Annotated in this window: 8 protein-coding genes and 1 pseudogene; 5 read left to right on the top strand and 4 right to left on the bottom strand. The window is 60.4% G+C overall.

What is annotated here, in order from left to right; all coding sequences use genetic code 11:
* The first annotated feature begins 6 nt into the window (after positions 1-6).
* From ACZ1JC_RS04325 to ACZ1JC_RS04315, 3 genes are all read left to right on the top strand, one after another.
* Positions 7-3,282, top strand: coding sequence for an error-prone DNA polymerase (locus ACZ1JC_RS04325; protein WP_465139146.1), 3,276 nt, complete (start codon positions 7-9; stop codon positions 3,280-3,282).
* Between the two features lie 525 nt (positions 3,283-3,807).
* Positions 3,808-4,077 carry a hypothetical protein gene (locus tag ACZ1JC_RS04320; protein ID WP_465139147.1) on the top strand — a complete coding sequence of 90 codons (270 nt, stop codon included), beginning with the start codon at positions 3,808-3,810 and terminating at the stop codon, positions 4,075-4,077.
* A 324-nt stretch (positions 4,078-4,401) separates the two neighbouring features.
* Positions 4,402-4,803: a hypothetical protein gene (locus ACZ1JC_RS04315; protein WP_465139148.1), complete on the top strand. Its 402-nt coding sequence runs from the start codon at positions 4,402-4,404 to the stop codon at positions 4,801-4,803.
* Positions 4,804-4,896: 93 nt separating this feature from the next.
* On the opposite strand, the pseudogene ACZ1JC_RS04310 reads toward ACZ1JC_RS04315, so the two are convergent.
* Positions 4,897-5,004: pseudogene (locus ACZ1JC_RS04310) on the bottom strand (IS6 family transposase); the annotation flags it as partial.
* 20 nt (positions 5,005-5,024) lie between these two features.
* Here ACZ1JC_RS04310 and ACZ1JC_RS04305 point away from each other — a divergent pair.
* Complete coding sequence (locus tag ACZ1JC_RS04305) at positions 5,025-5,843, top strand: hemagglutinin repeat-containing protein (RefSeq protein WP_465140299.1); 819 nt, start codon at positions 5,025-5,027, stop codon at positions 5,841-5,843.
* A gap of 317 nt (positions 5,844-6,160) precedes the next feature.
* Complete coding sequence (locus tag ACZ1JC_RS04300; protein ID WP_465139149.1) at positions 6,161-8,851, top strand: glycoside hydrolase family 3 C-terminal domain-containing protein; 2,691 nt, start codon at positions 6,161-6,163, stop codon at positions 8,849-8,851.
* A 248-nt stretch (positions 8,852-9,099) separates the two neighbouring features.
* On the opposite strand, the gene ACZ1JC_RS04295 is transcribed toward ACZ1JC_RS04300, so the two are convergent.
* From ACZ1JC_RS04295 to ACZ1JC_RS04285, 3 genes are all read right to left on the bottom strand, one after another.
* On the bottom strand, positions 9,100-10,437 hold the full coding sequence (locus ACZ1JC_RS04295) for a family 1 glycosylhydrolase (RefSeq protein WP_465140300.1): 1,338 nt from the start codon (positions 10,435-10,437) through the stop codon (positions 9,100-9,102).
* Between the two features lie 70 nt (positions 10,438-10,507).
* On the bottom strand, positions 10,508-11,533 hold the full coding sequence (locus ACZ1JC_RS04290; protein WP_465139150.1) for a nucleoside hydrolase: 1,026 nt from the start codon (positions 11,531-11,533) through the stop codon (positions 10,508-10,510).
* A gap of 237 nt (positions 11,534-11,770) precedes the next feature.
* Positions 11,771-12,697 (bottom strand): LysR family transcriptional regulator, encoded by a 927-nt coding sequence (locus ACZ1JC_RS04285; protein WP_465139151.1) that lies wholly within the window; start codon positions 12,695-12,697, stop codon positions 11,771-11,773.
* Positions 12,698-12,802 lie beyond the last annotated feature (105 nt).

Genomic DNA, 12,802 nt, shown 5'->3' with positions numbered 1-12,802 from the left:
AGTGCCATGCGCTACGCCGAACTCCAATGCGCCTCGCATTTCTCGTTCCTGCGCGGGGCTTCGAGCTGCGAGGAACTGTTCACCACGGCGGCGGCGCTTGGGCTTGAGGCGCTCGCCATTACCGACCGCAACAGCCTCGCCGGGATCGTGCGCGCCTACGATGCCGCGCGATCGACGGGTGTCCGCCTCATCGTCGGCTGCCGTCTCGATCTCATCGAAGGGCACTCGCTTCTCGTCTATCCGATGAACCGGACAGGCTATGCCCGCCTTTGCCGCCTCCTCAGCCGGGGCAAGCAGCGGGGCGGGAAGGGCAAGTGCCTCATCGGCTGGGATGATGTCGCGGATCATGCCGGAGGCCTGCTGGCGATTTTACTTCCGGGTGAGATCGAGGAAGCGGAGCCTGTAATTGCCCGCTTCGAACGCATCTTCTCGGGCAGGTGCTATCTCGCCCTGACGCTGCATCGTCGGCCCGGCGACCAGATGCGCCTCCATACGCTTTCCAATCTGGCTGCACAGCATGGGGTGGCGACGGTCGTCACCGGAGACGTGCTCTACCATCATCCCCATCGGCGCGTGCTGCAGGAGGTCATGACCTGTATCCGCCATCGTTGCACGATCGACGAACTTGGCGCGCGGCGCGAAACCAATGCCGACCGTTTCCTCATGCCGCCTGCCGAGATGTACCGGCTCCATGGCCGGTACGAGGCGGCATTGGCGCGCACCGTCGAGATCGCCGAGCGCTGCCGCTTCTCGCTCGACGAACTGCGCTATCAATACCCCGAGGAAACCGCGATTCCCGGGCTGACTTCGCAGCAAGGCCTCGAAAAACTGACCTGGGAAGCAGCCGAGCAGCGCTATCCCGAGGGCCTCCCGGATGAGGTGGCGCGGCTGCTGCGGCACGAACTTTCGCTGATCGGCGAGCTTGGTTATGCGCCGTATTTCCTGACGGTCAATTCGATCGTCCGCTTCGCGCGCAGCCGTGAAATCCTCTGCCAGGGCAGGGGCTCGGCGGCCAACAGCGCGGTCTGCTATGTGCTCGGCATCACTTCGATCGATCCTGCGCGCTCCGATTTGCTGTTCGAACGCTTCATCAGCCAGGAGCGGAGAGAACCACCTGACATCGACGTCGACTTCGAGCACGAGCGGCGTGAGATCGTCATGCAGTGGGTCTTCGAGACTTATGGCCGCAATCACGCCGCGCTCTGCTCGACGGTCATCCGCTACCGCGCCAAGGGCGCCATCCGCGATGTCGGGAAGGCGCTCGGCCTCTCCGAAGACCTCATCAAGTCGCTGTCCGGCCAGATGTGGGGCTGGAGCGAGGACGGCGTCGAGGACCGTCACGTCAAGGAATTGAACCTCAATCTCGGCGATCGCCGGCTGCGGCTCGCGATCGACCTTGCGCGTGAGCTGATCGGCACACCCCGGCACCTGTCGCAGCATCCGGGCGGCTTCGTGCTCACGCATGACCGGCTCGACGAACTGGTTCCGATCGAGCCGGCGGCAATGCTGGACCGTCAAGTCATCGAATGGGACAAGGACGATATCGACATCCTCAAGTTCATGAAGGTCGATTGTCTCGCGCTCGGCATGCTGACCGCCATGAAACGCGGCTTCAATTTCCTCAGCCAGCACAAGGGCATCGAGATGGATCTCAGCTCCATCCCGCCCGAGGACCCGCGCACCTATGCCATGATCCGCGCAGCCGATACGCTCGGTGCCTTCCAGATCGAAAGCCGAGCGCAGATGGCGATGTTGCCGCACATCAAGCCGCGCACGTTCTACGATCTGGTCATCGAAGTCGCGATCGTCCGGCCGGGGCCCATCCAGGGCGATATGGTCCATCCCTATCTGCGCCGGCGCGCGGGCAGGGAGCCGGTCCATTACCCCAAGCCCGAACTCGAAAAGGTCCTCGGTAAGACCCTGGGTGTCCCGCTGTTCCAGGAGCAGGCCATGCGCGTCGCGATCGAGTGCGCGGGCTTTACCCCGACCGAGGCCGACCAGCTGCGCCGCGCGATGGCGACATTCAAGTTCACCGGCGGCGTTTCGAAGTTCAAGGAAAAGCTCGTCACCGGCATGACCGAGCGCGGCTACACTGCCGAGTTCGCCGAGAAGACCTTCGGCCAGCTTGAGGGCTTCGGCAGCTACGGGTTTCCCGAGAGCCATGCCGCGAGCTTCGCGCTGATTGCCTATGCGTCCTGTTGGCTGAAGTGCTGGCATCCCGATGTGTTCTGCGCCAGCCTGCTCAATGCCCAGCCCATGGGCTTCTATGCTCCGGCGCAGATCGTGGCGGATGCCAAGGCGCACGGTGTCGAGGTGCGGCCGGTCTGCGTCAATGCCTCGCGCTGGGACTGCACTCTCGAGCCCACCGCGAGTAGTGACGAAGATGATCTCTTTGCGGTGCGTCTTGGCATGCGGATGGTGCGCGGGCTTGCGGAGGCAGATGCCGCGAGTATCGTCGCCGCGCGCGCGGACCAGCATTACACGAGCGTCGAGGAGCTGTGGCGCCGCGCCGATGTTCCAGCGGCCGCTCTCGGTAAACTCGCCGAAGCCGATGCCTTTCGCCCCTCGCTTCGGCTGGCGCGGCGTGAGGCCCTTTGGGCGATCAAGGCGCTGCGGGATGAGCAATTGCCGCTCTTCGCTGCCGCGGAGGCGCGCGGCGACGGTTTCATCCATGAGATCGTCGAGCAGCCCGTTCTCCTTCGCGCCATGACGGAGGGCAGGGAGGTGGTCGAGGACTACGGCCACGTTGGCGTGACGCTCAGGCGCCATCCGGTGGCGTTTCTCCGAGAGGACCTCGACGCCAAGAAGATCGCGCCCTGCCGCTCGCTCGAGAGCATTCGCGATGGGCGCCGTATCTCGCTTGCAGGTCTCGTACTGGTGCGCCAGCGTCCCGGCTCCGCCAAGGGCGTGCTGTTCATCACGATCGAGGACGAGACGGGCATCGCCAACCTCATCGTATGGCCGCGCATGTTCGAGGAGAACCGCCGGATCGTCATGGGCGCGCGGATGCTCGGCGTCGAGGGCGTAGTCCAGCGCGAGGGCGACGTGATCCACGTCATCGCAAAGAGGCTGGCCGATCTGACGCCACTGCTATCGGGTGTGGGACGTGAGCGCGGCAGTACTCACGACACGTTCTCGCTGCCGTTCGGGCGCGGCGATGGAGCGAAGAATGGCGGCGGTCCCGATCCGCGCGACCCGGTCGAGAAGCATCCTGCTGCGCGCAACATTCTGATCCCCGATTTGCACATCGACACGTTCGGAAAGGGGCGGAATTTCAAGTGAGCGAGAATGACGGCTTGTGGCCGTTTGCTGCCCGTCCGGTTTCGGGTTTCAACCTAGGGACAGCAGCCATTCAATTGCCATCACGCATCGAGCGGCTCGCACTTCTTCTAGGCAGTGACACTGCCCCACCATCCGCGGATCGGCTTTAAACGATGGGCGGTTATCGAAGCAGCACGCGGAGCCTTCGGGATCACTGCGTTTTTGATTCTGTCTGTCCAACCGGTTGCTAAGCGCTCAACTCGATTATTAGCTTATCAAGCTTACGTGCGCCTTAAATCGGGCGCAGTCTGGCGCCAATTGGACTGGCGGCTATTTTGCGAGTGGTGCCGATGCGCTGACTGTGGCCAATTCGGGCGAATTTGGTGCCGTTTTGCAGGCGCCCGGAGCGCCAGCTCACATGGTGACAATATCGCCGGTCGCAGGGTCTCCGGGGCAATTTTTTGTCCAAGACACGGGAGCAGGCGCCACCTACAACGTGAACTCGGCTTGGATTGAGCAATATGTCGCTGGTGGAGTGTGGGGAAAATGACGTATATTCCAAACGGAAATATAAAATACTTGAGAAGCATAATTTACATTGAGAAGGGAATTTATAATATTGATCTTGAATCCCCAGACGGAGAAAAATTGCATACTATATGCAGGGTGGGTGAGGGATCAATTGTAAATATAACATTCGATTCTGATGATTTTAATAAAAAAAGTTGGACAGGAGAGATCTATGTTCCTCCGATCAGTCAAGCTGTTGCGCTGTTTCATAAAATTTCAAACGATCCGTTTTCCCGTTCCGGATAAACCGCTCTGCTTCAATGTGCATCACAGCCCATCGAGTGCGAGTGCTTGAACAGAGGGCATGGTAAGTTCGATTCAGACGCCGAGGTAAAGCGGTACTTTACAGGACTCGCTGGACAGAAGCTGCCGGATCTACAGATTATTTCTGCGTATACGAAGGCAAATGGACAAGTGGTTCCAGAGGGGATGCTATACTATTAAAGCTCCAAACGGCAACTTCACATTGCGTAGCACATCTACTTCTTCTGGTGAGACTGGAGCAAAGTGGACTATCGATGTGCCGGCATCGGTCGCTGGAACGCCCAAGAAAGCGGAAATTAAATTTAGATGAGAAAGAGCGACTTTGAAAATCTGATACTCCAAGATTTCGCATGGATATCTGCGCGAGAAGGCGCTTTCGGACTCTGGATAAGTGCCTTGTGGCCAAGTCGCCTCGATTTATCTTATGAGCAGAAAATGGAGGTTTTCTATTTTTTACTGAAGAGGTTATTAGATAACGAAAAAGTCTATCTTGAAGAACCTGCTGACGCAGAGTACGGATCGCGCGAAGTCTTGGGTGTCGATGTGTGGGCCGCTCCCCACGCTCACATGATCGAGCACATTCGCCGCTATTGGCCTGAAGGGATAAGCGAAGAGAACGATATCCGGCTAACCAACTTTTGGTACGACATTCACTGCCCCAAAATTCTTTGGTTTGACGAAGAGAAACGCAAACTCGTGGGCAGCTAACGGAGAGGTATTTGTTGAGTTTCACCGAGAACTGACCCGGGAGGCTGTCGCAAACTTGGATGTCGACCGGAATTTGATCTTCGAAAGGGTATGTTATGCAGCGAGGCTGCTGACCTGATCGGCCAGAGACGGATTCCGGGCGTCGTTTGCGCAAATCATCTGACCTTTGCTGATCATATGGGTGAGCTCGATGGCGCCGAGAGCGCGTCGCGGACGCGGCGATCAATGCCCCATCGGACCTGCAGCTCAGCGCCGGCAACGACATTCCCCTCAACGCGGCCGCCCTGACGTCCGGCGGCGACGTACTGCTGGCCGGTAAATCCATCGACATCACCAATGCGCTCGACGTTACCGATACGACCCAGACCTCCAAGTCCTCCAGCTTCGGGCTCAGCATCGGTGCATCCAGCCAGCTTCTGCAGAACGGCGGCAACCTGGTGGACGCAGCCAAGATCGCCTCGACCAGCGATAACGACCGGGTAACGGCCGTGGCCGGGCTTGCCGGCGGCATGGCAGCGGTCAATGCCTACGATACCGGCAAGGATGCTGTGAGCGCCATCAAGATGGGTGATTTGTCGAAGCTTGGTGCCATCACCGTAAGCCTTGGCATCAGCAAATCCTCCTCGGCAAACACAAGTCATGACGAAACCGCGGTCGGCTCTTCGATCGCCGGTAACAACGTGGCGCTGGTCGCGACCGGGGAGGGGCAGCTGGGCTCGATCGGGATAACGGGTTCGAGCATCATGGCTGCGAACTATTTCAGCCTTGCCGCCAACGGCGCGATCACCATCGCTTACGCGCAGGAGGCCGGCACCCAGGGCGGCAAGTCGAAGAGTTCCGGCTTCCGCGTAAGCGCATCGACCAACGGCGATATTGCTGCGGCAGCCAACACGGGCAAGAGCAATTTTGCCGGCACCGATGTGCAGAACGTCGAAAGCACCCTGGCTACGACCACGATCGTAACGCCTGTTTGGTGCGGACGGTCAGCCAAGACTGACGGTCGGCTTTGGGGATCGTCGAAGAGGTCGCCGTATGGCTGAATTGCGGGCGTTGTTTGGGTCAACACGCACGGCATGAATGATCCTTCGGCTCCATTGGGCGGCGTGAAGGAGGCAGCATGGGGCGGGAAGCGAGTGAGGACGATGTCCTTCACTACACAGAAAGCAAGACCGCCACAGTGCTACTTAACTCGTAATCAGGCGGGCGATTTTCCATAGCTAGAGCCTATACTGTCTACAAAAATTGCGATTTGTTTTAATGGCTCACCGGCAATATGCCGATTCCCTAAATAGATAGCGCTACCAAGCGATCTCTCCGTTCGCCGGAGCCTCGCTTGATACGCAACGAGGGAGAGAGCATGAAGAGAAAGATAGGTTCCCACGGGACATCTGCCATTTGGCTCACCATTGCGCTCATGGCGAACTCCGGAGTGCTGGAGGCTCACTCCGAAGTCTCCCGGTCGAGCGGCGAGCAATCGTCAGACAGGGCAAACTCGATGGCAGCGGCTCTCGTCGAGCGCATGACGATCGACGAGAAAGTCGAGCAACTGATCAATGCCGCGCCGGCCATTCCCCGTCTCGCTGTCCCGGAATACAACTGGTGGACGGAGTCCCTGCATGGTGCGCTGGGCACAGTCCCCACGACCAACTTCCCGGAACCTATAGGCCTGGCCGCGACGTTTGACGATCGGCTCGTCAAGGATGTGGCCGGCCACATCAGCGTCGAACTTCGCGCCCTTCATACGCTCGCACGCAAGACCGGGCGCATGGACAGGATCGGTACCGGGCTCAACACCTGGTCTCCCAACATCAACATCTTCCGCGACCCGCGCTGGGGCCGGGGGCAGGAGACGTACGGCGAGGACCCGTTCTTGACCGCGCGCATGGGCGTGGCGTTCGTTACGGGCATTCAGGGACCGGATCCGGACCGTCCCAATGTCATCGCGACGCCCAAGCACTTTGCCGTTCACAGTGGTCCGGAATCTACCCGCCATAGCGCCAACGTCTTTGTTTCGCGGCATGATATGGAAGACACCTATCTGCCTGCATTTCGTGCGGCCATCGTCGAAGGGCGGGCGGGCTCGATCATGTGCGCCTACAACCGCATCGACGGACAGCCGGCGTGCGGGAGCGATTTCCTGCTCAAGGAACGTCTGCGCGGCGCCTGGGGGTTCAAGGGCTATGTCGTTTCGGACTGCGACGGTGTGAAGGATATCGCGGACACGCATAAATATGCGCCCGATGCTGCGACGGCCGGTGCCGTGGCGCTGCACGCCGGTGTCGACAGCGAATGCGCGAATGGAACCGTGGTCAATCTGCCCGACCTTGCCGCACGATATCGCGATGCACTTCAACGCGATCTGATCAGCGAGAACGATATCGACCAGGCGTTGATCCGGCTTTTCTCGGCAAGATACCGGGTCGGTGATCTCGGCGGACTTCGCGCGCAGCCCGATGTCCCCTTGTCGGAAGTCAACAGCACGCCCAGTCAGGAGCTTGCGCTCAAGGCAGCGGCAGAAAGTCTCGTGCTCCTCAAGAATGACGGAATATTGCCCCTGAAGGCGGGGACGCGGGTCGCCCTCATCGGGCCTCTCGCCGATGCGACGCGGGTTCTGCGCGGCAACTATTCGTCCAGTCTCTCGAAACGGCCGATTTCCGTCGCCGAAGGCCTCAAGGAGCAACTCGGCTCGGCGAACGTGTCGCTTGCCCCGTTCGGCGAGAGCTACACCGATGGCGACCGTGTTCCGACTTCGGCGCTGCGCACGCCGGATGGCAAGCCGGGGCTGCTCGCGCGGTACTACAATGTCGACGAAGCCGCTTCGAAAGCGGTGAAGCCCGACGGCATGCCCGAGTTCTTGAAACCGCTGATCGTTCAGGCGAAGCCCGCCGCAACCCGGATCGAACCGGATGTCGCCGGCCGCAGCCTCGATCTGGCGAGCGTCACGAATTATCACAAGGTCGAATGGTCGGGGTTCCTCGTTCCGCCCGTCAGCGGAACCTATCGTCTCGGCCTGTCGGGCTTCAACGGTTCCATGACTTTTCAGGGCAAGACCTTCGTCGAACTGGGGCCGGATTCGTTTGGTGCCCTGCCGAAATTGCAGACGGTCAAGCTCGTCGCCGGACAGAAATACCCGCTCACGGTCACGGGACAATCGCGCAAGATGGGCGGGCTCGACCTGGTCTGGAAGCGCATTTCCGACGATCCTGAAGGTGATCTGAAAGCCGCCGCAGCCAATGCTGATGTGCTCGTCGCGGTCGTCGGGCTGACTTCGGATATGGAGGCAGAGGAAAGCCGGGTGCAGATCCCCGGCTTCAAGGGCGGCGACAAGACCACGCTCGATCTGCCGCAAGACCAATTGGCGATGCTCGAACAGGCCCGTCGGACCGGCAAGCCGCTGATCGTGATCGCCATGAATGGCAGTCCCATCAATCTCGAATGGCCCAAGGACCATGCCGCGGCGATCCTTGAAGCCTGGTATCCAGGGCAGTCGGGTGGCCGGGCAGTCGCCGATGCGATGGTGGGCAAGGCGAACCCGTCGGGCCGCCTGCCGCTCACATTCTATCGCAGTGTCGACGATCTGCCGCCCTTTGACGATTATCGGATGGAGGGGCGCACCTATCGCTACTTTCCGGGCAAGCCGGTCTACCCGTTCGGCTATGGCCTGAGCTACACCACTTTCGATTATGCGCCGCTCGTGGTGACGCGCTCGAACCAGGGCGACGCCGTCACGATCACGACGCAAGTCCGGAACACCGGCCGTGTCGCGGGCGGCGAGGTTGCTCAGCTCTATCTGAACTTCCCGGAGGCGAAAGGGACCCCCAGGCTGGCTCTCCGCGGCTTCCGGCGCATCGAACTCCGACCGGGGGAAGCCAAAGAGATTTCCTTTGCGCTTTCCCCGCGGGACCTCAGCAGCGTGACGCCGGAAGGTGTTCGGGAAATGCTGGCCGGACACTACCGGGTAAGCGTCGGCTCCGGCCAGCCGGAAACCGGGGTGCCATTCCAGAGCGCTGCGTTCGACATCAGCGAGAGCGTGGTGATTCCGGAATGACCAGGATCTCGAAATCCATCCCGCTGTCATAAAGGTTGGCACGGTGCCGACCTTCCAATGACTGTCTACGATTTTGGAAAATGCGGCATCAAGGGAACGGAGCGTCTTCGCTCGACGTGACACCTTAGTTTGCCGGCGCAAACGGAAGCATTGGCCGATTGGCCGATGCTTCGTTCAAATACAGGGGTAGCGAGAACCGAAGTCTTTGCTACCCCCCTTTATTCATTCAATCTATCTCGCTTGGATATTCAAAGCGAATTCGGCTGAGCGATCGCCTTCAAAACCAGGGCGCTCGGCTTGGGAGACCGCTTGAACGTAACCGGATCGACGCTGGCAAGCCCAAATGCGCCATGCCCGACTCCCGCTCCCCATTCGTAATTGTCCATCAGCGTCCAATGGATATAGCCCTGTACCGGGACCCCTTCGGCCATCGCCTCGCGAAGTTCCCGTAAGCCGTCGCGGATAAGGTTGGCGCGGATCGTATCGTCGTCGGTTCCGACACCGTGCTCGGTCACCAGGACCGGCTTGCCGGTCGCCTGGTGGGCGTATCGGGCCGCACCGGCCAAGGAAGGAGCGTATACTTCGGCACCGCGAAAATTGCGCGGCGTGCCGGCAGGCGCCGGCAAGCGGCCATCCTTGCCCCACAGGATCCGTTCGTAATTCTGGATGGCCACGAAATCGTCGTCCCGCGCCACGGCCAGCCAGTCTCCGTAGAGTTCGGCCCGCATCCGGTCTCGGATCGAATTCGCGCCGACGGCCTGGTCGTCGGCGATCGACAGGGTGAAGCCGACGGGAAGATCGGGGCGGACGGCCTTGATCGCGGCGCGCGCACTTTTGTGGCCCTTGATCATCGCCGCGGTCAGGGCGGGGACGTCCTCCGGCAAGACGGTATTGGCCACCAGATAGCGCGGCACGCCTGCCGCCTTTGCGGCTGCCGCCAGATTGGCTCGCAAGCCACCCATGAACTGCGGGGGCAGAACGAAGGGCAGAAGCCGGGGCAGGTTCGGCTCGTTCAAGGTCGTCGCGATGGCGATCCCGCCTGCCAGATGCTTGGCCGCCCGTTCGCAGAAGCGGGTGAACAGGTCGCTCGCATTGGGATGCAACCATCCGCCCTGGGCGGCGAACCAGCGCGGCGTGGTGTAGTGGTTGAAGGAGACGACCGGCGCAATGCCGCGTTCCCGGCAGCCATCGATGATGGCTTTGTAGTGATCGAGCATGGCGCGCGAGAACATCCCCGGCTCCGGCTCGATGCGCGGCCATTCGAGGCTGAAGCGAAAGGCATTGAGCCCCATGCCTTTCACGAGATCGAGATCGTCTCGCCACAGCTCGAAACTGTTGACGGCATCCCCCGAGGGCGCGCCGGTGATGGTGGGTTGCACATTCTCGAGAAGCCACTGGTCTGAATTCGTGTTGTTACCCTCGATCTGGTGGCCGGCAGTGGCCGCCCCCCACAGAAAGCCGGAAGGGAAGCTGGACGATCCTGACAAGGCTCGCCTCTGGGCGGGAGCGGCGGCGGCCTTTCCGGCAAGCGTAGGCGCCGCGGCGAAAGCGGCAGCACCGGCGATGAGTGAACGTCGGTCGATCATAGGGAGTCCTTGGTGAAAAGGCGGGCGGGCATGCCCAGCCATGAAATCAGATAGGCATTTGTTCCGGAGCTTATGCGGCAGAATGAAGCCTGAAACGCGCCAGCATGTCCCTGAATGTCAGCCCCGCATCGAGATAGGTATAAACCCGCATGGGACGTCCACCCGGACGTTCTTCATAGCTTCCGTTGTCGAGCAGCCTTGGCGTTGGCAGCAACTTGTACCGGCTCGAAGTAGGATCTGGCTGCATTGGCGGAACCAGCGCGGTCAATGTCACCAGCGGACTGTCGCCCAGGACGTAGGCGTCGGTCATGGCCACTGGGGGGACGCCCGGTATCTTGGCGAACATCTCCGGTATCGCATCGACCCTGGCTTTCAGGTAGGCGCCCAGACGGCTCTGCGCGCCGAGTTCTTCAAGCTCGGCTGTGCTGAACAGCATCTGGCAGTAAGCATCCGAGGGCACTTGCCAGATCTCGATATCGGATTCGTTGAACAGCACTTGCGCCGCTATCGGATCGATCGAGAAATTGAATTCCGGCTCGCCCGGCTTGGCCCCGGGATTTCCAAAGCCGGCGTGAGTGTTTCCGCCGATCCAGATCAATTTCATATGGCGACCAATGCGCGGCTCAGACAACCAGGCGAGCGCGAGATCGGTTAGCCCTGCGCCGGCCGCATAGATCAGAGGCTCGGTGGCGTCTTCGCGCATGGCCTCGCGGACAATTGCAGCCGATGCCGCACTGGGTTTCCAGGTCGTGCGCGACGGGATCGGCCTCTCGGATCCGGCCATGACCTTGTACTTGTCGGCAAGGTTCATGAGATCCAGAACTTCGCCAACCCGACCAACGGCATCCTGGGCATCGTGTCCACTTCCGAACTTGGCAGGAAGGTGCGATCCGATGATCAGCGGAATCTTTACCGACGAGCACAGTACGTGATGGGCAAGTTGGAACAACCCGTCCGGGTCGCCGGCGAAGTCGTTGTCGAGGATTACACGCGCCAAGGCAGGCTGTTTGCCGAATACACTTCCGGGCATGGCGAGAGCGCTAGCGAGCGCCATCGTCGACCCGACAAAGCTTCGGCGACCCATTTTATGGGGCAATCTACCTCTCCTGTTTGTTTTCTCGCGTTTTGTTACCCATTCAAAACATCATGTAAAATAGGTATTTTTTGCAGAAGCATAGGCTCTGCCTATGCTCGAAGTACGAAACTGGGAACACGCGACTCCGGACCTGTAGCCAAATCGAATGGCTGGTTTTTGGATTGGCTGACAACGCAATCAACGTCTGCGAAGGGGGCGGGAACTGCTATGAATTGCTCCGCCGCGATTGGCCAATGACTATGCCTGCGGTGACGGATCTCGACCGAGAAACAGATGTGCGATAAGACCGCGAAGCCATTGCACGGCCGGATCGTCATGGACGCGGCGGTGCCAGAATTGCTGCAAGCTGATTATGGGAAGCGGCAGCGGCGGCGCGATCAGGCGCAAGGGTGCCATCGTCGCGAAGATGGCGCCCACCGCAGCGGGTACCGTGCTGATAAGGTCTGATCCCGCCACCAGCAGCGGCACGCTCATGAAATGGGGTGATTGCAATTGGACGCGCCGGGAAAGGCCCATCTCAGCGAGACGCGCCTCGAACAGTTCCTGGCTGCGTCCGCGCTGCGCCACGACGATGTGCCCCTGCCCAAGGAAAGTTTCCAGCGACCACCCGCTGCAAGCCTGCGGATGCCCATCCCGCGCGATGCAGGTAAAGGGATGATCGAACAGTTTCTGGGTCAGGAAATTGCTTCCGACCAGATCGGGGAAATACCCCAGTGCCAAGTCGACAGCGCCATCGGCCATGGCCCCTGCCAATTCGTCAGGACTCATCGAACGAGATTCAAGGGTTACGTCCGGTGCGCGGGACGCCATTTCGGCCATCAGTCTAGGGAGAAAAACCAGTTCGCCGATATCCGATGTGCTGATGACGAACTTTCGCTTGGCCGTCGATGGATCGAAACTGCGCGTCGCAAAGATTTCTCCTTCGATGCTCGACAACATCTGCCGAATGGGGTGCCGCAAGGCCGCGCCGAGAGCGGTCGGCTGCATGGTGTTACCGCTGCGAACCAGCAGTTCGTCGCCGAATTGCGCTCGCAACTTGCTGAGCGCAAAGCTGACATTGGGTTGGCTCATCCCCAAACGGCGCGCGGTTGCATTGACGCCGCGTTCGTCAAGCAGCGCATCCAGGACGACCAGGAGGTTCAGGTCGAAACGACGGTAGTCCACGCCAGCATATTCCTGTTTCTGATAAGCTATATCACAACAAACACTCCTGCCGATCAAGCCGGTGCGCGCTACCCTGCGTAGACAAAGACGATAAGGAGAGGCCGG

Source organism: Sphingomonas sp. BL-S-28, from assembly GCF_055521515.1.
The sequence above is the reverse complement of the archived record's forward strand: the minus strand, read 5'-3'. Positions and strand labels throughout refer to the sequence as shown.